Annotated in this window: 19 protein-coding genes; 5 read left to right on the top strand and 14 right to left on the bottom strand. The window is 39.6% G+C overall.

Annotation, left to right across the window (positions count from 1 at the left end):
- Positions 1 to 86: 86 nt before the first annotated feature.
- Positions 87 to 1,238 (top strand): mandelate racemase/muconate lactonizing enzyme family protein, encoded by a 1,152-nt coding sequence (locus Q1A31_RS15500; protein ID WP_299878708.1) that lies wholly within the window; start codon positions 87 to 89, stop codon positions 1,236 to 1,238.
- 80 nt (positions 1,239 to 1,318) lie between these two features.
- Positions 1,319 to 2,266, top strand: a complete 948-nt coding sequence (locus Q1A31_RS15495; protein WP_299878705.1) for a 2-hydroxyacid dehydrogenase — start codon at positions 1,319 to 1,321, stop codon at positions 2,264 to 2,266.
- A 130-nt stretch (positions 2,267 to 2,396) separates the two neighbouring features.
- On the opposite strand, the gene csiR is transcribed toward Q1A31_RS15495, so the two are convergent.
- A complete protein-coding gene (gene csiR, locus Q1A31_RS15490) occupies positions 2,397 to 3,143 on the bottom strand; it encodes a DNA-binding transcriptional regulator CsiR (RefSeq protein WP_299878702.1) in 747 nt (248 codons plus the stop codon).
- Between the two features lie 144 nt (positions 3,144 to 3,287).
- Between csiR and glaH the strand changes: the two genes are divergently transcribed.
- The 3 genes from glaH to Q1A31_RS15475 all read left to right on the top strand — a co-directional run bounded on the left by glaH (position 3,288) and on the right by Q1A31_RS15475 (position 6,579).
- Positions 3,288 to 4,262, top strand: coding sequence for a glutarate dioxygenase GlaH (glaH, locus tag Q1A31_RS15485; protein WP_299878699.1), 975 nt, complete (start codon positions 3,288 to 3,290; stop codon positions 4,260 to 4,262).
- Between the two features lie 80 nt (positions 4,263 to 4,342).
- A complete protein-coding gene (lhgO, locus tag Q1A31_RS15480) occupies positions 4,343 to 5,554 on the top strand; it encodes an L-2-hydroxyglutarate oxidase (protein ID WP_299878696.1) in 1,212 nt (403 codons plus the stop codon).
- Between the two features lie 212 nt (positions 5,555 to 5,766).
- Positions 5,767 to 6,579: an META domain-containing protein gene (locus tag Q1A31_RS15475; protein WP_299878693.1), complete on the top strand. Its 813-nt coding sequence runs from the start codon at positions 5,767 to 5,769 to the stop codon at positions 6,577 to 6,579.
- A 173-nt stretch (positions 6,580 to 6,752) separates the two neighbouring features.
- Here Q1A31_RS15475 and Q1A31_RS15470 read toward each other — a convergent pair whose 3' ends face one another.
- From Q1A31_RS15470 to Q1A31_RS15410, 13 genes are all read right to left on the bottom strand, one after another.
- Complete coding sequence (locus Q1A31_RS15470; RefSeq protein ID WP_299878689.1) at positions 6,753 to 7,106, bottom strand: DUF1428 domain-containing protein; 354 nt, start codon at positions 7,104 to 7,106, stop codon at positions 6,753 to 6,755.
- Positions 7,107 to 7,136: 30 nt separating this feature from the next.
- Positions 7,137 to 7,523, bottom strand: coding sequence for a VOC family protein (locus Q1A31_RS15465; protein ID WP_299878686.1), 387 nt, complete (start codon positions 7,521 to 7,523; stop codon positions 7,137 to 7,139).
- Positions 7,524 to 7,665: 142 nt separating this feature from the next.
- Entirely contained in the window at positions 7,666 to 8,679 is a 1,014-nt protein-coding gene (locus tag Q1A31_RS15460) for an AraC family transcriptional regulator (RefSeq protein WP_299878683.1), read from the bottom strand.
- Between the two features lie 142 nt (positions 8,680 to 8,821).
- Positions 8,822 to 10,186: a TRAP transporter large permease gene (locus Q1A31_RS15455; RefSeq protein ID WP_299878680.1), complete on the bottom strand. Its 1,365-nt coding sequence runs from the start codon at positions 10,184 to 10,186 to the stop codon at positions 8,822 to 8,824.
- A complete protein-coding gene (locus tag Q1A31_RS15450) occupies positions 10,186 to 10,815 on the bottom strand; it encodes a TRAP transporter small permease (RefSeq protein ID WP_299878678.1) in 630 nt (209 codons plus the stop codon). Before Q1A31_RS15450 ends, Q1A31_RS15455 begins: the two co-directional genes overlap by 1 nt.
- Before the next feature lie 86 nt (positions 10,816 to 10,901).
- Positions 10,902 to 11,990 carry a TRAP transporter substrate-binding protein gene (locus Q1A31_RS15445; RefSeq protein ID WP_299878675.1) on the bottom strand — a complete coding sequence of 363 codons (1,089 nt, stop codon included), beginning with the start codon at positions 11,988 to 11,990 and terminating at the stop codon, positions 10,902 to 10,904.
- A gap of 303 nt (positions 11,991 to 12,293) precedes the next feature.
- Positions 12,294 to 13,649: a sigma-54 dependent transcriptional regulator gene (locus tag Q1A31_RS15440; RefSeq protein WP_299878672.1), complete on the bottom strand. Its 1,356-nt coding sequence runs from the start codon at positions 13,647 to 13,649 to the stop codon at positions 12,294 to 12,296.
- Positions 13,646 to 15,409 carry an ATP-binding protein gene (locus tag Q1A31_RS15435; protein ID WP_299878669.1) on the bottom strand — a complete coding sequence of 588 codons (1,764 nt, stop codon included), beginning with the start codon at positions 15,407 to 15,409 and terminating at the stop codon, positions 13,646 to 13,648. The genes Q1A31_RS15440 and Q1A31_RS15435 overlap by 4 nt, the downstream gene beginning before the upstream one ends.
- 303 nt (positions 15,410 to 15,712) lie before the next feature.
- Complete coding sequence (locus Q1A31_RS15430; RefSeq protein WP_299878666.1) at positions 15,713 to 16,849, bottom strand: GGDEF domain-containing protein; 1,137 nt, start codon at positions 16,847 to 16,849, stop codon at positions 15,713 to 15,715.
- A gap of 210 nt (positions 16,850 to 17,059) precedes the next feature.
- Positions 17,060 to 18,145, bottom strand: coding sequence for a DNA polymerase IV (gene dinB / locus Q1A31_RS15425; RefSeq protein ID WP_299878663.1), 1,086 nt, complete (start codon positions 18,143 to 18,145; stop codon positions 17,060 to 17,062).
- Positions 18,135 to 19,034, bottom strand: a complete 900-nt coding sequence (gene hslO / locus Q1A31_RS15420) for an Hsp33 family molecular chaperone HslO (RefSeq protein WP_299878660.1) — start codon at positions 19,032 to 19,034, stop codon at positions 18,135 to 18,137. Before hslO ends, dinB begins: the two co-directional genes overlap by 11 nt.
- Positions 19,035 to 19,188: 154 nt before the next feature.
- On the bottom strand, positions 19,189 to 20,370 hold the full coding sequence (locus Q1A31_RS15415) for a GGDEF domain-containing protein (protein WP_299878657.1): 1,182 nt from the start codon (positions 20,368 to 20,370) through the stop codon (positions 19,189 to 19,191).
- A gap of 129 nt (positions 20,371 to 20,499) precedes the next feature.
- Positions 20,500 to 21,381: a class I SAM-dependent methyltransferase gene (locus Q1A31_RS15410; RefSeq protein WP_299878654.1), complete on the bottom strand. Its 882-nt coding sequence runs from the start codon at positions 21,379 to 21,381 to the stop codon at positions 20,500 to 20,502.
- Between the last annotated feature and the right edge of the window lie 172 nt (positions 21,382 to 21,553).

Raw genomic sequence — 21,553 nt, 5'->3', positions numbered from 1 at the left:
GGAACTACTATCTAATAAGTGAATTATTTCGCAATAAGCTTAATAACGTCACATTTGATTTTCTTATAATAAAGCGGGTGTTTTGAATGATAAATCCTTTATACAACAAATTAGATCTATCGATCACTATCAAGAAGCTGGATGTTGTGATCAAACGATTCAAGATCGAAACACCGGTTAAAACCTCTTTTGGAACGATGACGGAAAGGCCCGCCGTTTTTGTACGTATTCAAGATGATCAAGGTGCTTTTGGCTATGGGGAGATTTGGTGTAATTTTCCCGCATGCGGAGCCGATCATCGCGCCAAGTTATTTGCCTCAGAAATCATACCGCGCGTTCATGATAAACATTTCGATTCACCTCAGGCAACATTCGAACAGATAACAAATTCGATGCATATACTGGCACTGCAAACAGGCGAGTTTGGTCCAATAGCGCAAGCAATTTGCGGTCTGGATATCGCAATATGGGACCTAGTTGCCAAACGCCACAACATCTCTTTGCATAATCTCCTTAATGAATCGACAAATATCATTGATGTTTATGCCAGTGGTATTAATCCCAAAAATACTGGTGAAACAGTTGCCAAGCTACAAGCGATGGGGCACAGCCGTTTCAAACTGAAAATTGGGTTTGGCAAAGAGACTGATCTCAACAACCTTCAGGATGCAAGAGACACGATGTCTGACGGTCAGGAGCTGATGGTCGATGTCAATCAAGCGTGGGACATCGAGACTGCCTTAAACGAATTGCCTGATGTTCAAGCATTTAATCCTCGCTGGATTGAAGAACCTCTAAGAAAAGACGCACCGCTAAACGACTGGATCGCTTTCAAAAAGGCCTGCACCACTAACGTTGCAGGCGGAGAAAACTTTGATGACATGCTTGAGTTTGATCAGGCGATCGATGGCAACTGGATGGATATCTTTCAACCCGATGTTTGCAAATGGGGTGGCATCACCAAAGGCCATGAGGTTGCTGTAAACGCCAACCAATCAGGTAAAGTCTATTGCCCACATTCATTAGGTGGCGGTATTGCCCTTGCGGCATCAGCTCATATTCTAGCCGCCAGTGGCTCTGGTGTTCCGGGCGTTTTAGAAGTCGATAACAATCACAACCCATTGCGTGAAGATGTCTTCCCTATCACTCCAGTCGATGGTCAAATATCGCTCGCTGATTTACCTGGTTTAGGCGTAGAGACTGAAGTTCTCGATCATTACTTTAAAAACCCAGATTAAAACCTAAAAGCAGGAAGCAAAACTTCTATTAATCATCTATAAGTCATCCATAAATGACAAAAACAGCAGTAGGAAAAACTATGCAAAACCTATTCGTCACCGGAAAAATAACGCCCGAAATGGAAGAGCAACTCAGCACAGCGTTTTCGCTTCAATTTGCTTATGATTTAGATGATCCGGCAAGCTGGTTACAAACACACGGTGAAAGCTTCAAATACGTACTTACTAGCGGTCACGAAGGTATCAAACCAGAATGTATGGATGCACTTCCTAATCTTGAATTAATCAGTAATTACAGCGTTGGTTATGATTCGATTAATATTCCGCTGATAAAAGAGAAAGGCATTCTAGTCACACATACCCCTAATGTACTGAATGCCGAAACCTCTACTACCGCACTTTTACTGTTACTCGCATGTTATCGCGACTTTAACTTCAATGAAGCGCACGCACGCTCGGGACGATGGGAACAAGGCAAAGCGCCACTATCGCGCACAGCTGATAATCGCACAATAGGTATTCTAGGATTAGGTCGTATCGGACAAGCTATCGCTGACAAACTAACGCCATTTAATACACGTATTCTTTACCACGGACGCAGCAAAAAAGATGTTCCTTACGAATACTTCCCCAAGCTAATCGACATGGCAAAAGAAGCCGATGCAATGATTTGTATCACCACCGGCGGCCCAGAAACCAAACATCTAGTTAACCGAGAAGTCATGGAAGCATTAGGTCCCGAGGGTGTGCTCGTCAACGTATCCCGTGGTAGTGTGGTTGACGAATCAGCAATGATCGATTGTTTAGAAAATGGCAAACTGGGCTGGGCGGGTTTAGACGTTTTTGAAAACGAGCCGGTAATCCCCAAAAGATTACGAGACTTAAAAAATACGGTACTGACACCACATATCGGCAGCGCCACTCAGGAAACACGCACCGCAATGGGAAATCTTGCGGTCGAGAATTTATTGCAGCATTTGCGCGAAGGAACGGTGCTTACTCCAATTCCCGAATGTATTGAGAGTTAATCACTGATTAAATCATTGTTAAACATAGATAAACCATGGAGAAGATAGTCACCCCCCCTACTTTGGGGCACTTTTTTAGTTAGACCTATTTTTTGTTAGAACAGCTTTTAGCTAAAACAGTCAGGGTGGCTTAAAACAATGAAGGTTTACTTTCTTGCAATAAAAGGCTCGGGATCAACAAATGTTGTTTGATGATTTCGATTGCCTTCTCTTGATTGCGATCGAGTAAAGCCTCAACCAGGTCATCATGTTCTTGTCTGTTGGCATCATAAACGCCGTGATCAGACATATTCTTTTTCAGCCATAGATTCCGATACCGTGAAGCTTTTTCATAAAGAGATCGCCTCACCTGTAATAACGTTGCAGAACCACAGCCACTGGCAATCGCAGTATGGAATTTCTGATGAATTGCTTCCCACTGTTGTACGTCATCGTCTGTTTTTTCTAATAACTCTCCTGATTTCTTCAGAAGGTGATTGGCCGCAACAATCGAAGCCTCCCATTCATCATTCCCATTGGCAATGGCTAGCTCAACGCAAAGCGCCTCAATATGTGATCTGGTTTGATAGATGTCTATCATCTCTGCCAAGGAAATAGGATGTACTTTAAAACCTCGCTGATTTTCTACAACCACCAGCTGTTCCACCAACAGTTGAGACAATGCCTCACGCAAAGGGCTTATTCCGACGGCATAGCGTTCTTTTAGAATAGCCATTTTAAGTTTTTCGCCAGGCGCAAAATAACCACTGAGGATATCGCCCTTTAGCTGTTGAAGAACCTGAGAGGAAAAGCTATCAGTCGTTTCAGAGGGATTTACTATGGGTTTAGCTGTGGATTTATCGATATTTTTAGTCATTGATGAGATTACAGAACCCATTAAAGTCAGTTAAAGTGATAAGAATAGACGTATTCTATTCTTTATTGACATAAAAGTTAAATGACTTAAATAAATCAAAATATTGACATTAATATAGAATGTCGACATTATTCGTATTCACTTTTTATCGCAAATGAGATCGCCATGAATTCGCCAGACCTACACCTTATTAATATCGCTAAACCAAAGGGGTTCAGCGTTAAGCCTTCTTCAGCCAGTGCACGTCTTCAGGTTGTTACTTTGTCTCGAGAAACCATTGCTACTTTCAAAAACAAATGTGAAGACTTTTCCGTTCAAGCGCTCGAATACAAACCCTTTCTACGGTTTGCAATTGCAGAAACGCTCAATGAACTGACTAAATTCACCTTGGGAGAGACTTTAAACAGCATAGTAAAAAGTCGCGAAACAGGTGCCTTTTTACTTGAGTATGAAGACCAACCAACAACGCCTGAAGAAGCGTATGAAACCGGTGACTTTCATGTTCAGCTATCAACCGCAATCTCTCATATTGTTGGCTTACCCAATCATGACGCGATGATGAATAAATATTATGCGCGCTTCACGGTTGAAAACAAAGACAACAGCGATAGCTACTTACGCCAGGCACATCGCCGTATGGAGCTACACAACGATGGCACCTATGTTGATGAGAAAACAGATTTCGTATTAATGACGAAAATGGCAGAAGAAAATATGGAAGGTGGTGACTCACTAATCTTGCATCTGGATGACTGGGAAGAGTTAGACAAGTTTTACAATCACCCTCTGGCGAAACAAGATATGCAATGGGGTTCACCACCGAGCAAAAACACACCGACTAAAGTGTATCACCCCGTTTTTCTTGATGAGGATATCGATGGTGATAGTGATAATAAGGGTGGGCCACGCTTGTCCTTCATTGATCAATTTGTCGAACCACAAAATCGTGAACAAGGTCTGTACCTGTATGAAATGGGAAAATCCTTAGAAGCAGATACAAACTGCATTAGTGTTCGTGTTGATGTCGGATCAATGCTGGTGTTACAAAACAACATCTGGCTCCACGGACGCGATAAGTTTGTCGCAAACGAAGGCTTGCGTCGTGAGTTGCTTAGACAGCGTGGTCACTTCACAAACTAATAGCCTTTTAGCGCTTACTCCACGAAAATAATGATCGATAAAAATAGCCTGAAGCCTAGTGTTTCTCAAAGAGGTAGATTGTGAGCTCTACAAAATATGACTATGTAATTGTTGGCGGAGGCATTGTCGGTTTATCTACTGCCATGCAGTTACAGCAATCTTTTCCTGAGAAAAAAATACTCTTATTAGAAAAAGAAAACCAATTTGCCAAACACCAAACAGGCCATAACAGCGGAGTTATTCATGCTGGCGTCTATTACGCCCCCGGAAGTCTGAAGGCGGATTTTTGCAAACGCGGCGTTGCTGCAACTCTGGCATTTTGCGCCGAACATAATATTAAAGTCGAGCAATGCGGCAAGCTTTTAGTAGCGACCAATGAACTCGAATTAGAACGTATGGGGGCACTGTTTGAACGCTGCCTAGAGAATGGTCTTGATGTTGAGTTATTAACCCAAGCACAGCTGAAAGAACGCGAACCAAATATCATCGGCCTCGGTGCAATTTTTGCCAAAGACACCGGCATTGTTAACTACCAACAGGTCAGCATGGCAATGGCCAAACAGTTTGAAAAACTGGGAGGTGAGGCGCGCTTAAACCATGAAGTCACTGATCTTAATGAATCTGCAGACCACGTGACGGTGTTCGCAAACCATGAAGGCAAGAGCGAGGAATTTAAAACAGATTTTTTAATCACTTGTTCGGGATTAATGGCTGACAGAACGACACGAATGCTAGGGATAAAAACGGACTTCCAGATAATCCCATTTCGTGGTGAATACTACCAACTACCCGCAAAATACAACAATATTGTTAAGCACCTGATTTACCCTATCCCTGATCCAGAATTACCTTTTTTAGGGGTACATCTTACGCGCATGATCGATGGAACAGTCACCGTAGGACCGAATGCCGTACAAGGTTGGAAGCGTGAAGGTTACGGAAAAATTAACATCAGCCTACACGATGTACTAGACATGATTCGGTTTAAAGGTTTTTGGAAAGTGCTACAGGCTAATTATAAGACTGGCCTTGTTGAAACCTGGAACTCATGGTGGAAACCTGGCTACCTAAAGCTGGTTCAAAAATATTGTCCGCAATTAACCGTCAACGATTTAACACCTTATCCCGCAGGGATTCGTGCCCAGGCTGTAATGAATGATGGCACCTTAGTACATGATTTCTTGTTTGCAGAAAGCCCTAGAAGCTTACATGTATGCAATGCGCCTTCACCCGCAGCGACATCTGCAATTCCGATTGGAGAATATATTATTAATAGACTTCCACCAGCCTAGTCATTTGATGATCCAAATATAATGGAATCTGATTTCTATTAATCGCTAGCAGTGGAAAAACTCAGGAAAAAGTAGTGAAAACCAATCCTACAGATTTTATTAATACTGCTATTCGAGCACAACAATATTAAAAATTTTTCGATGAATTGAAACTATTTCTGTCCTACATTGTTATATATAAGTTAATACTTAAAAATATTTAAGGGGAATGAATGAATCAATTTAAAACGCCATTTTTGTTTTCACTTTTATTTATCGCTACATTGCTAACAAGTGCGTGTATGGATAAGAATAAATCAGAGAAAAGCACTGATAAACAAACGGAAAAACAAGAGAACGTCACCATTAACGGCAGTGTAAGTTACAGTGAAAGTGTAACTCCACCGGCTGAATCTAAACTTTATGTTCGTTTAAATAACGTCTCACTCGCTGATGCATCCTCTATCAATATTGAAGAGCAAATATTCGACCTTTCTGATAACGCCATCCCCGTCAAATATGAATTTAGTATTCCCAAAGACAGTTTAAAAGCTCAAGAGAGCTATGCCATGACAGCCGAAATTCGTGGAAAGGATAATGGCTTACTTTGGACGACCGATACGAATAACCCAGTCGATTCAGGCAAGACCTCACAAACGCTTGATGAAATTGTCATGATTTCTGTAAAGCCCGTGACAGCCAGTGATAACATCATGGACTTACTAAATATCAACTGGCAAGTCAGAGATATCAATGGAGTATCTGTGATTGATAATTCAGAAACCACCATGACATTTTCAACCGATGGAAAGTTGAGTGGACTCGCTGGTTGTAACCGTTTCAATGGCGACTACAAATTACACAATGGAAAATTATCGGTTGGACCTTTAGCCGTAACAAAAAAAGCCTGCCAGCCAGAACTTAATGGCCAGGAAATTCAGTTTCTGAATGCCATCGGCTCTGTAGATGATTTCTCATTCGACTCTAAAGGTTCTTTAACCTTGAAAGCCGCTAATGGAAAAACAATTTCAGCGCTACGTCCTTAATGCCATATTTATTAATTTGATGAATCAATGAAGAAAAAGTGCCCCAAAGACGGGGGGTGTTGAATTAATCACACCCCCACCTTTGAGGCATTATTTATATCAAATGAAAAACACTTAACTATGAGGTTATCGACCCCTCATTATAAAACGACTTCTAAGCGTCTTACCTTTGACTATTCGTTAACCACCCGTTGAAACCCACCAAAGATAAGGCGGCTACCATCAAACGGTATTGAACCCTCCTGCATATCCATACGCGGGTCTTTCATGACTTTTTCCATACCTGCATTCCTCACGTCTTTGGATGGCCAGACAATCCAGGAAAAAACCACGGTCTCATCTTCTTTACATTGAACCGCCATGGGAAAAGAGGTGAGTTCTCCAGAAGGAACATCATCACCCCAGCACTCCACGACGTTTAACGCGCCATATTCTCTAAATAGAGCCGCTGCTTCTGTGGCGTGTTGTATATAGGCGTCTTTATTTTTATTCGGGACTGCCACGACAAACCCATCTATATAGTCCATATAAATAACCTCAACTTACTAGACAAAAAACTAACTCATGGAATGCAAACCAATAATATTACCTTCGGTATCCATCACCAGTGAGATAAACCCAAACTCGCCGATAGACATTTTGGCTTGTTGAACCTTCCCTCCAGCACCTTTCACTCTCGACTCTTCTATACTGCAATCATCACAGGCAAAATACACAACAGTGCTATTACCACCAGCAGGAAAACCTTCCATTTTCACTAGCGCACCGGATGCGCCATAACTTTCCATATCGGCAGGAAAAGCCATCATCTGCATCTCCTCTTCAGAATCTGTTGGATCTTCGAGACTTTCAAGTTTGACTGCAAATACTGATTCATAAAACTTTATAGCTCTGTTTATATCGTCTACATAAATCTCAAACCAGCTAATTGGATTCATCGGCATGGTAATTTACTCCTCAATCAAAGTTAGGTTGTGTGGTGTGATTTTAAAGGTCACCCCCCCTACTTATAGCAGGTTTTTAGCAAGACTCAGGAACGAAACACTATCAAATCGCAGTCGAAGCTATATAGATGCACTTCTAGAACTATTTATTATTAGTCTTCCGATAGTTACCAGGTGCCATTCCCGTTAACTCTTTAAACGCTGTGTAAAAGTTAGATTGTGAGGTAAAACCTGTAGATAAACCGATAGATAATACCGATGCGTTGGGCTCGTCAATCAACATGCGCTTGGCTTCGGTAATACGATATTCTCGTAGCAGTTGAGAGAAACTCTTTTTGAAACGTGTGTTAATCAATTCGGACAATTGATGATTGCTGATATCCATTTTCTCGGCGAGCAAACCTAAGCTGAGATTATCCTCTGCGTACAGCTTTTCCACTTCCAGTAACTGGCGTAATTTAAGCACCAGAGCTTCACTATCCAGATTATTAAGCGTACTGGTGGCATAGGCAGCTTCGGCGGCTTCAGCAACTTCCTGAGTGATATCGGGGAAGCGCAATAAGGTAAATACGATCACGACAAAACTCAAGCCAAGCAGAGTGGCGTAACTCGTATAGAAAACGTAATCACTTATTACTGGCATCAACACACCGATGATTAAAACCAGAATGGCCAATAAGCCTATCGCTAACAGAGCCAGTAATTCTAATTTGAAACGAGAGCGTTGTGCTCTTATGGAGTAAATACTGTAAGCCAGCCACAACACATAACCTGTCCCAAATACAAATGCGAGAAGTTGGGCAATATTTGAAGGTATAAACAGTGAAATCAGCGCTGGTAATAAGTGTAATAACTGTATCGGTTGATAACTGCTTTCAACGCGCAAAACATCTCTGATAAAAAAGTAAAACGCAGGCGAAACGATAAATAATAAGAACACATATAATCGAGAATTCACCAGATCTCCCTGATTAGCGAGAAAGTCATAATGAATCAGTTGCATCGATGCCAAACCCAATAGCAAGACTACTCCTGCGATTCGGGACAGCCATTTACCTTGGTAGTGATTTCTGTTTGTGTCTAGGTGCGTAAATATCAACACCAAAGCGCTTATTACGGAGAAACCACAGAGCAGTAGAGAAATTGTATTTATCATGCTGAGCATAATGATAGTTTACAGCAAACAAGTCTGCAAACTTGCTGAGTTAGCTTAACGGTAATTAATATTTATCTAATAAAAAAGGGGATGTGATAAATAATCACACCCCCCACCTTTAAGGCACTTTTTTGACAAGAGCTTATTTGGTAATTATCTCCGGCCCCATAAACATCGTTGGCAACCATGTAGAAACAGCTGGTACGTAGGTTACGATGATCAAGAAGATAAACATGATCAACAACCAAGGTGCAGCCGCTTTAACTACGTTAAGCATCGACATGCCAGCAACTCCGGCGGTGACGAATAGGTTGAGTCCCACGGGCGGTGTGATCATCCCTATTTCCATATTCACCACCATAATGATACCGAGGTGAATCGGATCTATTCCTAACTGAATAGCGATTGGGAAAACTAACGGCGCAACAATGATCAGCAGTCCTGATGGCTCCATGAATTGCCCACCGATAAGCAGTAGAATATTCACAATAACCAAAAACATGATCGGACCAAAACCAGCAGATAACATCGCTTCGGTAATCATCTGTGGTACACGTTCTTCCGTTAATACATGCTTCAAGATCAAAGCATTGGCAATAATAAACAACAACATAATTGTCAATTTACCGGCTTCTAGCAGACTCTTCTTTGTATCTTTATGCCAAAAAACAGAAAGACCACGCCATAAAATCATTATGCCGCCTTTACCCTTTTGTTTAAATGGCCCCATGTCTTTGTAGACAAAGTTAGCAATCAAAAAAGCATAGATAGCTGCAACCGCAGCAGCTTCCGTAGGAGTAAATACACCACCGTAGATACCACCAAGAATAATGACAATAAGCATTAATCCCCAGATTGCATCTCTAGCCGCAGCAAATATTTCACCAACACCAGCCCATGGTTGCGCGGGTAGGTTTTTCCAGCGAGCCACAACATAAATGCCTATCATCAGCATGCCACCAGCCATTAAACCAGGAATAACACCTGCCAAGAACATTCTACCCACTGATACATCTGTAGCGGCAGCATATACAACCATAACGATTGAAGGAGGAATAAGGATTCCCAAAGTACCAGCATTACAGATAACGCCTGCAGCAAATTCTTTGGTGTAACCCACTTGCACCATGCCAGCTATGACGATCGAACCGATAGCAACAACTGTTGCTGGTGATGAACCTGAAAGCGCAGCAAACATCATACAGGCAAAAACAGATGCCATTGCTAAACCACCGCGAAAATGACCAACCATGGCAATTGCAAAACGAATAATTCTCTTCGCTACACCTCCGGTAGACATAAACACCGAAGCTAAGATAAAGAATGGGATTGCGAGCAATGTGTAATGCCCTTCAAATGCTGAAAAAAGCGTTTGAGCAACAGATGCCAGTGAAGCATCTGAATGAATAAATAAAAAGATAATACTGGAAAGGCCCAGCGAAATAGCAATCGGCACTCCGATTAGCATAAAACCGATAACCATCAGGAATAGAAATAAAATATCCATTAGTCTTTTCCTCCGGCTGTTTCGTGCTCAAGTTCTTTTATATCGTCTTCTACTTCGTGAGCAGCAATTAATTTATCGATATCCCCTTTAAATATTTTCCAACCCACTTGTAAATAGCGGAAGGTAATCAAGGCCATACCTAATGGCAATGCCATATAAGGAATAAAGCGAGGTATCTTCTCGTACTTTTCACCTTCATTTAGCCAGTCACCTAAAAATGCAAAGATTTCAGGCATGGGAATATCTTCCGTTTCTAACCAGACTCGTTCAGTAATAAATGGATACCAGTAATCCCAAGATCCAATTAATAATAAAATGGAGAAAGCCATGCAAGAAGCCCAGGCTATCAGGGCTAAAATTTTACGTGGCCCCGGTGCAAGCATGTTAATTACAACATCAACACCGATATGAATATGCTTTTTTACCGCATAGGAGGCACCCATTAATATTAGCCAAGCAAATAAAAACACAGTGATTTCCAGTGCCCAAAGAATATTTCCGTTAAAAATATATCGGGCAATTACATTGGCAAAAGTGATAAGTGTCATCAACCCCAGACATAGCGCAATACTGGTTTCTTCGATGTTGTCTACAAACTGTCCGATTTTATTGGGCGGAACATTTGTCATAACTACCCCTCAGTACATTAAAATTATATTTTTTAATTATAAACGGCCAGATAAATCTGGCCGCCAATTTACTTTATATGCATCAATTACTTAGACTCTAAAGCCTTAATTCTAGTTTCTAAAGCATTTATTCTTTCTAATAAAGATTCAAGACTAAGCTCGACAGTTGGTTCTGATGCTTTGTTAGCAGCAAGTGCAGCGTTCATTAAGTCTTCACCAATGTCGCCTTCAAACTTTTTCCATACTGGCTTCATTGCATCAACCCAAGCTTGGCGTTGCTCAGCTGTTAAAGTACGAACTTCACCACCCGCTTTAATAACGTTTTCTTTGTTCTCGTTATTCACTTTTGTAGATTCAGCGTTACGAGCAGCAGTTACTTCTTTAAGAATAGTAGCCAATTGAGTACGTACATCATCAGGAAGACCATCCCACCACTTGCTAGATGTTACTACCAAGTAGTCTAAGATTCCGTGGTTAGTTTCAGTCGTTCCATCTTGAACTTCAAAGAACTTCTTACCGTAAATGTTTGACCATGTGTTTGATTGACCATCGATTACTTTAGTCTGCAATCCACCGTAAACTTCTTTAAATGACATTTTTTGCGGTGAAGCACCTAACTGCTCGATCTGTGCAACTAAAACATCAGAAGCCTGTACGCGGAACTTAAGGCCTTTAGCATCTTCTGGTTTAATTAATGGCTTGTTAGCAGAGAATTGCTTCATGCCATTGTGCCAGAAAGCTAATCCTTTAAGACCACGACGATTCATTGAATTCAATAGCTTCTCGCCATCTTCAGAGTTTTGAAAACGGTCGACAGCATCTACATCTGTAAATACAAATGGTAAATCGAAAATACGGAACTTCTTTGTGAATTTCTCAAACTTTGACAATGAAGGTGCAGCCATTTGGACATCGCCATTTAGCATTGCTTCAAGTACTTTCTTGTCATCATAAAGTGTTGAATTTGGGAAAACCTCCATACATGCTTTGCCATTCATTTCTTCGTTGACGCGCTTCTCGAGAAGGCTGGCAGCGATACCTTTAGGATGTTTGTCAGTATTGGTCACGTGACTGAATTTAATCACCATTTCACCTGGATCACATTGTGCTTGTGCTACTGAGGTTGAAAGTACCATTGCTGACGCAACGGCTAGACCTAATAATGCTTTTTGCATGTTTTTCTCCTATTGAATAAATTTATTTTTCTATGAACAATTAATTTAAGTTCATCCAATATATAGCACAGACTGTGCCAACTATCTTTTTTGAATAATACTATTTTTACAGAATAGTTAACCACTTGATTAATAAGAATTTAACTATCAATGAGTTTTACGTTATTTCTATATAATAAAAATTATAGTAGTAAAAATGGCGAATGTTCGCCATATATCAAAAACAATTGGCGGATTTCCGCCTGTTTTTCTGTAATAAATACTGTGGGATAACCTGCGGGATATTTCTTCTAGACTTTTAAACTAGTTCAAATAACTTTTTCGCTCTAAGTCATATTTAGCTAATTTGTCCGACAATGTTCTTCGTGGAAGTTGTAATGCTTCCATGACTTTAGCAAGATTGCCTTTATGCTCGATTAAAGCTTGCTCGATAATGCTTTTCTCAAAACCAGAAACCTGATCTACCAAACCTAAGCCATCTTCCGGGGCATTCGAATGCATGATTTCTTTGAGTTCAAACTGGACGCTTTCACCCAGTAACACATAACGTTCTGCGATGTTTCTGAGCTCTCTGATATTGCCGGGCCAATCGTGCTCCAAAAGTACTTTCACTGCTTTGGAATCAAGGATAGGCATTTCCCGTTTGGTTCTAGCTGTTGCAACTAAAACGAAATGCTGAAATAACAAAGGAATATCTTCACGCCTATCACGAAGCGGTGGTAACTCGAGCGTTACTACATTGAGTCGATAATAAAGGTCTTGGCGAAACTCCTTTTGTTCGGCGGCAGTTTTCAAATCAACTTTGGTGGCTGCCAGTACCCTAATATCTAGCGGCAAGGATTTATTTGAACCCAAGCGTTCGATACTGCGTTCTTGTAACACTCTAAGCAGCGGCACTTGCGTGGTAAGCGCCATGCTTTCTATTTCATCAAGAAATAAGGTACCTCCGTTAGAATGTTCAAATTTACCGATGCGTTTTTGTTTAGCGTCTGTAAAAGCCCCTGCTTCGTGGCCAAATAATTCACTATTGAGTAGTTGCTCCTGAATAGCTCCACAGTTGATGGCGACAAAGTGGTTATCACGACGCTTGCTTTGCTCGTGCAAAGAACGAGCGACTAACTCTTTGCCGGTTCCCGTTTCACCCATAATCAACACATCGGTATCTGCATCAGCGATTCTTGTGATCATTTTACGAAGTTTTACTATTGCCGGTGCTTTTCCAATAATTCTTGGTCCAAGATGATTTTGACTCGCGAGTTCCTCTTTTAGCAAGCGGTTCTCCAGGCTTAATTCACGTTGGTTCAAGGCTCGATTGACCTTATCTACCAATAATATATTCGAGAAAGGTTTCTCGATTAAATCATATGCACCTTTGCGAATAGCATTTACAGCAGTGGAAACATCCGCGTGGCCACTAATGAGAATCACGGGAAGTTTAGGGTCTATCGCTAAACTATGATCTAACAGTTCTAAACCGTCCATTTCAGGCATACGGATATCGCTTAAAACAATTCCGTTAAAGCTGGTTGATAAAAGTGGTAAAGCTTCTTTTGCTGTGCTAAACGTTTCAACTTTTATGTCAGCAAGTTGTAAGGTTTGAGAGATAGATTGCCTAACCGTCTCTTCGTCATCAATCAGTAATACAGTGGGTGAATTCATAAACTAGAATCGCTATTTGCCTGCGGGTTAACAGAAGGTAAACAAAGGGTAAATAATGCACCACCGTCTTTGCGATTACGAGCATCAAGTGATCCATTCATATCTTTTACCAGATTAAATGAAATGGACAAACCGAGGCCCAGACCTTTGGTTGTTGGTTTGGTGGTGAAAAAGGGCTCGAAAATACGTGGTAAATCACTGTCTTCAATACCGGTGCCATTATCGCGTATTTCGATGCAGTATTTATGGGGGCTCTTTTCCTGATCTTCTGTATCTGTCGTTTCTTTAATTTCCGATATGTCCGATTCTTTTATATCAATCCAGACATTTCTCTCGATATTTTGATTGGTCGCTGAAATCGCATTACTAATCAGGTTAACCAAAACCTGGCTTAGCCACACTTCATCCGCTAAAACCATTCTAATCGGGTCATGGGTATTAATATCATAAGTAATGTTGGTGCCGCTGCTGACAATTTTAGAGTTAACTATGGATATAGCGCGATCTATTGTCGCATCTAAATTCACTGGTTTTAATTGCCCCTTACTTTTACGCGCAAACGATTTTAGCTGACCTGTAATGGCCGCCATATTTTCCGTTAATTTTGTGATTTCAGTTAAGTTTTGATCGACCATATCCAAGCGATCTTTTTGCAGAAACTGACTGGCATTATCTGCATATGCTCGAATAGCAGAAAGCGGATTATTTATCTCATGGGTGATGCCTGTAGAAAGTTGCCCTAACGCTGCCATTTTTGCTGCCTGGATTAAGTCTTCCTGAGATTTTTTTAAAGCCTGCGTTCTTTCTGCCACTTTGTTTTCCAGTTCTTCAGTTGCTTGTTGCTGAAATTCCTTACGTTGATTTTGTATCTTCAACAATAGAACAGCCAGTGCAGCTACTAACAAAATTAAGATTGCACTTATAAGCATTATTCTTGATATTTCTTTTTCAGCAATAGAGTAATCGGATAGCACCCTAACATCCCAACCGGCTATATCCATACTTTGACTCAACATTTGGTATTTTTTATTGAGCAACTTTATGAGTTGAAAACCTTCATTACTTAAGTTGATACGCTCTTTATTAAGAATTTTAATCGTTTCTTTATTTTGATAGTGTTTATTTTGACTAACAACATTCAGATCTAAATTCGATATCGCGTTTAAATCCCACTCACTTTTACTACTTAAGAAAACAATGCCATTTTTATCTGTAACTGCAAAATCAACATCAGCCAAGGTCCAGTTAAAAGCAAGATCACTGAGAGGCACTTGAACCACCACAATACCGATCAATTCATTATTATTATTTTGAATAGACCTAGCAAAGAAATAAAAACGCTCCTCATTAGCCGCCTGAGAAGTAAAGTACCTTCCTAATATATTATTCTTTGCTTGTTCAAAATAAGGCCAGGTCGAGTAATCTTTCTTAATCAGTGAATCTTTTTCGGCCCAATTACTCGAAGAGACAACCTGACCTGATGCATCCATCAAGAATATCGTTGTTGTGCCAGAAATATTGTTGATGTGCTCTAAGGAAAGGTTAACGCTATCTTGACCCTTTTTATATGCTTCAGTTGCTTCAGAAGACTTAAGGAAGTCAATAACATCGTTGTTATTCGCCAGTAACGAAGGTAGATACAAATGCCTTTCCAGTGTGATTTGTAATTTATTCACAATTTGTAGCAATTGAGTTTGAAGTGTTGTTTGAAGATCTCTTTCGGCAGTTATTTTGGCATATCTATAGGCCATCATCATCATGAGAAAAGCCAGAATGATAATGAATATAAAAAGAAACTTGGACGATTTGACTGAAGAGAAATTAATTTTAGATAAATCCTAACGATAATAGATACAGATCTGTTTCAAGAGACCTGCATTACTGTAGCACAATACTATAGTAGATTAACCTAACCATTAATTGGGTAAAGTTTTGACTGGGAGAATACAAAAAACGCCTAAAAGTAGGGGGGTGTGTTTAAACCCAATAGAGCATGATCTTTACTGGTTATCTGGGTATTATTTATTAGCTTTGTATTTTTGTTATCTGTATGTGAGAGTAGACTAATCAGCCTTCTTTAGTTTAATTACATTCGAAGCCAGACTGCCATCTATTTGATCGATGTTGAAATATTTAGCGTACTCCATGTAACTGTCAGAATTATTGGTATCATCATGCAGGGCTAAATATACTTTATTCCTGCCTCTATTTTTAGACAGATAAAGTGCCTCATCCGCTCTGTCTAACCAACTTACCGCATTTGCATTATTGGCAGGAATCTCCGTTACTCCAATCGACACGGTTAAATCGTATTTTGCCAGACAAGGGAATAATGCAACCTTCTCTCGAATGGATTCTGCAAGTTTAGCTGCGCTTTCTAAATTTGAGTTATAAGCAAGAACGACGAACTCTTCTCCACCATATCGATAGATAGAATCCGAACCTCGAATATTCGATTTAATTAACTGGGCAAAATCTGCCAACACCTGATCACCTTCTGCATGCCCGAAGGTATCGTTGATTTTCTTAAAGTGGTCTATATCCAAAATCATTATAGAAACAGTTTGTTTGATTCTGGTCATACTTGAACTTAATTCTTCAATTTTTTCATTGAATGCCAGACGATTTTTAACCCGAGTCAAACTATCAATAGTCGCTAATTCAAACAATAAATCTTGCTGATATCCAGATTTAGATGCACCTAAATAGAGCAAAGTATTTAATAAAATAAGTGAAGGGTAAAAACTGACCATAAAGCTTGTCGTAATTTGGTCTAATACAATGGCTGTAGAAGCTAATGACAATAAAATACTACCGAATAATGCATAGGTTTTATCAATCGTGTAATAACCTATTCCCACAAAGGCAAATATCCAAATAAGACTATCAATGCCTTTTACCGAAACGATCACTAACATCAAAATGGAGCTAATGCCAAACACGAAATAGTTTATATGATCAGTATTTTTGCGGTACCAAATCCTCACACTCAAAGAAAGCAATAGAAGTGAAATAGCAAGATCAAACATTCCTATAACACGGTCACCGGTATAAAAGCGATACATCGCCATTGGAAATATGATGAAAAAAGCCACAGAAATACCATAAAGATAGTATCGCGTATCTAGATTTTTTATCTGATTTTGACCCAGAAAATTTTCCAGGTTTGTTTTTTCTTCTTGTACTGAATCTAGCGGCATGGCATCTAATTATTTTTAAATATTATTAACTATAATATGATGCAATTTTCATGCCATGCAAGATATTAGCAATGCAGCTACATCAGGCTACTATATCGAGACATAATTTTCGCCTTTAAGTGACATTTTTTGCTGATTCTGACAACAAGTGGCGTTTGTACAAACTGAATTGTATCTACTGACAGCCTACGATAGCGACTAACTAAGAAATTATAATAAAGTTAACTGTTCAGGCATATCAGGCGGGTTAAATTGTAAACCCAAACCAATCAAACGAACAGGTCGTTGTCCACGCTGCCACGCATCTGCGCATAATCTCATATAAGAATTTTTATCTGGCCTACTGCCTATCATTTGAATGGTGGTCGTTTCAAAATCATCAAAACGTAGTTTTACAAAAAGCGCTTTTGGGATAAGCCGCTGTTTCTTCCTTGCTCTTTCCAATCGAAGCAGTAACTCTTCATAGATTGTAGATAGCTCCAGCAAACAGCTTTCCAGGTTTGGCAAATCTTCAGCAAAAGTATCTTCGACACTCAGTGATTTACGTATCCAGTGTGTTTGCACAGGTCTATTATCAATACCCTGACTGTATTGATAAAGCTGCTCGCCGAAACTACCAAAGTGTTGATTAAGTTTATCTAAACCCATCTGATTTAAATCTTCACAGGTTTCAATATTCAGTTCAGACATGCGCTTGGCAGTGACCTTGCCGACCCCTGAAATGGCTTTTACCGGTAATGCTTTTACAAATTCCTGAACATCATCGGGCGTTATGACCTTTTGCCCATTCGGCTTATTCCAGTCACTCGCTACTTTAGCTAAAAATTTATTGGGTGCGATACCAGCAGATGCGGTTAAACGCTGGGTATCGAAGATTCGCTCACGAATTTGTTGTGCGATTAAGGTAGCACTGCCACCACAATGCGGTGATTCACTGACATCGAGATAAGCTTCGTCTAATGATAATGGCTCGATTTGATCGGTGTAATCTTGAAAAATTTGATGAATCTCAGTCGAGATTTCTTTATAGAGATCCATGTGCACAGGCGTCGTAATCAAACCGGGGCATTGCTGAAATGCTCGCGACATAGGCATCGCTGAATGTACCCCGAATTTACGGGCTTCGTAATTACACGCTGCTACCACCCCCCTACTTTTAGGGCTTCCTCCCACCGCTACGGGCTTACCTTTTAATTGAGGGTTTTCACGAACCTCAACCGCTGCGTAAAAGCAATCCATATCAACATGAATGATTTTACGCATCGGAGAACGAGTTAAATCGACCTCAGTGGACACTTCCCGTTCCAGGAATATCAGTTACGTCTGCATCGACAAATAAGCGCTTAACATCAATGCTATCGAGCTTATATTGAGTATTGCAGAAATCACAATCAATGGTAATTAGACCTTGTTCTTCGATAATGGAGTTTGCTTCATCTTCACCGATTGAACGAATGGTATTCTCGATTTTCTCAGTCGAGCAACTACACTCGAAATGAATCTCTTTATCCTCGTAAATACGCAAATCTTCTTCGTGGTAAAGTCGATGTAATAGGGTCTGCGAGCTTAAGTTAAGTAATTCTTCTTGGGTCACTGTATCAGCTAAAATTGTCGCGTGATTCCAGCCTTCGTCCTGAATTTCAGAAGACTCCGAAGGCAAGCATTGCAACATCAATCCAGAGGCTCGGGTGTCATCGACAGCCAGCCATAGACGTGTTTTTAGCTGTTCTGATTGGGCAAAGTATTGGGTGAAAGATTCCGCGAGGGATTCACCTTCTAACGCCACCAAACTTTGATAGCGTTCGCCTTGTGCGGCATTAGGCTCAACGCTAATCACCATGGTTGCCAAGCCTTGTCCTTCCGCCACAAACAAATCCTGAAATTTTGCATCATCAGGAATCTCACCATGCCAGTTTGCCATTCCTCGAATTGCCCCGTTGGATGTTGCTTGAACGACTAGTGTAGATACAGGCAATGCGCCGCGAATTTGTAAAATAAGCGAACCATCGAACTTCAATGATTCTGCCAGTAAACTAATAGCAACCAGTGCTTCGCCCAAAACCTGTTTAACTGGCTCAGGATATTCAGCATTGCTAAGAATTTCTCGCCATGAAGAATCAAGTGAAACCCATTCGCCGCGAACGTGTAGATTTTCTAATTGAAAACGATGAAGTGAATCCGACATGAATCTGTCCTTTTGTTGCAAAGGACAATTCTAACGCAGATGAGAATTGAAGAACAATAAGGATACAGAAAATTTAAAAAGAGCTAAAAACCTATTAACTCAAGGATACAAAAAACAACAACCGAGAAGAGAAGAGAAGAGAAGAGAAGAGAAGCTAAACTTTCTTTCCGGGAAAAACAGTTACTTTATTATCACGTTCTTCGATAATTTTTTGCATAGATACTGAGTCTCTACCCTTCTTTGCATCGTACATTCTCTTATCCGCTATATCGAGAAGCACGCTGATTTGATTACCATGAATTGGATAGGCAGATAGACCGATACTAGAACCGACTCTAACGCGAATTCCTTCAATGTTCATTGGTTGCGCAATAATTGCCGCAAACTTTTCAGTCATATTTTCCGCTTCACCAAGGTGGTCTTTATTCATCATTAAACCAATTAGGTATTCATCACCACCCAGACGCGCTATATGATCACCGCTACGAATAGCCAGCTCTAAGCGTTTTGCAACAACCTTTAACACTTTATCTCCAGCAGCATGACCATAAATATCATTTACCTGCTTAAAGCCATTAAGATCAAGGAACATGATCACAAGAACTTTGTCTTTTTCCTTAGCTTCTTGCATAGAGTTTTCAAGTAACTCAGTCATATAACGACGATTAGGTAAGCCGGTTAATGCGTCATGATTTGCTAGATATTCATTGTCTTTGGCTTCTTCGGTTTTCTTTTCTAAGGCTTGAGTCAATGCTTCTTGTAAAAGATAATTTTCTCTTATAAATTTGTCTCTCATTAACCTCGCTACAATACCAATAACTACAGCTGAAGTTACAAAAAAGAGGTTAGTTATTAACTCGAAGATTGTTAATGAAAACTCAGGTGCACGAGTATAATTTTCAATATAGAAATAACCACCCATTACAATAAAAGTTACAACTAAAGAAGCACTAAATTTTATATAGGTCCAAGAATAAAGAGTCATGATGATTAAAACTAAACCAACAAAATATACAGAATAAGCATGCTCATGGGGCAATGCTTTATAGACCATGTACTCAATCCCTAATGAAGTAGTCAAAAAGATAAAAGAAAGAACATAATCTTTATATTTATAAAACGAAGGATGATATGTAGAAAAGTAAGTAAACACTAAAGCTACCAAAACTAATAATCTGGTACTCACTACTTCATTGAAGGCAGAAGGTATCGCCCAAACATCGACAAAAACAAACACAAGAAAAAGCAATGCGCTTAATATTGAGAGAGTCTTTGTTGAATCAATTACTTCATTTTCAGAGTAAAACTGAAACTGAGTTTTGGGTTTCTTAAACATTGAATGCTCGTATTTTTATTATTTTAAAGCTTTATATTAAAAACTATTGTTTATATGCAGTCCCAAGAATAATTGAAAACCCATACAAATCATAACTTTTCTGACTAACGGCTTTTCAATTAAGCTATTTTATTTTCTTAAATGTAAAAACAAATTAACCCCTGTTGCTTCACTGTTTACAGAAATCTTATCCCTATCTATCATCGCCTTTTGTGCAAGCTCAATTAACATCTCTTCATTTCTATGATTGAGATACCAATTTCCATAGACTTCCATTTCATTTTTGCCAGGATTGCTAGTAGAAAAATTCCCAATAACCATTTCACCACCTTCCTCTATAAATTCATACATTCTGTGAATTAATCGTACAAATAATTTATCAGAAAAGTAATCAAAAAGGCCTGAGGACCAGATTAAGCTATATTGCCTGTCTGGCTTTAATCTAAACGCATTACGATTTATAAAGTTAATATTTTGATAAAAATTATCGCAAACAGCAGAAGCATATTCTATCGCCGAAGCATCCATATCGACACAGTCTATAAAGACGCCACTTCTATCATTATTCAGGAAAAACTCGTTAACATCCCTGCAAGGGCCACTTCCAAGATTTAAGATATGAGTGTTTTTAGTTGGTTTATTTAAATCTCTTTTTTTATTGATCTGTTCAATGAAGTAATCTTTTCGATTTCTTACGGCAGTGGAGGAATCTGCCTCGTGATAATAACAATCCCATTTCTGAAGAAATGGATCATCAGAAACAAGTTTCAGATGAATTTTATCTATTAGCTCATAGTCCCCAGCATAACCGTGAGGCTTCATAAAGGTGTGGCCAATTATTGAATTCAAATCCAATATTGGTTTAAAAATTTTGTAGAGCTTAGCTTCTTCTACTAATGTAATATTTTTTAAGTTTGAGGCAATAGTCTTTAATTTTTCATAATCATTTTTTTCGGGGCCACCTTTTTTAACAATGCATTCCAACTCGCTTATGTACTTCCCAACTTCCATGTTCATCCTTTTTTATAAATTTATTATTGTCTGGAATGTATCTAAGTCAGACTCTGATTAAATTTATACAACGATAAAGGGTATACCTGAATCGATGATTAGCAATTAAGCTAGATAGAAATACCTTGGTTTTCATTGCCGTAAAATCCTTTTACGAACAAGGTATTCGTTA

Source organism: uncultured Cocleimonas sp., assembly GCF_947495625.1.
Lineage (GTDB): Bacteria > Pseudomonadota > Gammaproteobacteria > Thiotrichales > Thiotrichaceae > Cocleimonas.
Note: the sequence above shows the minus strand (reverse complement) of the source record. Positions and strands in the feature narration are given on the sequence as shown.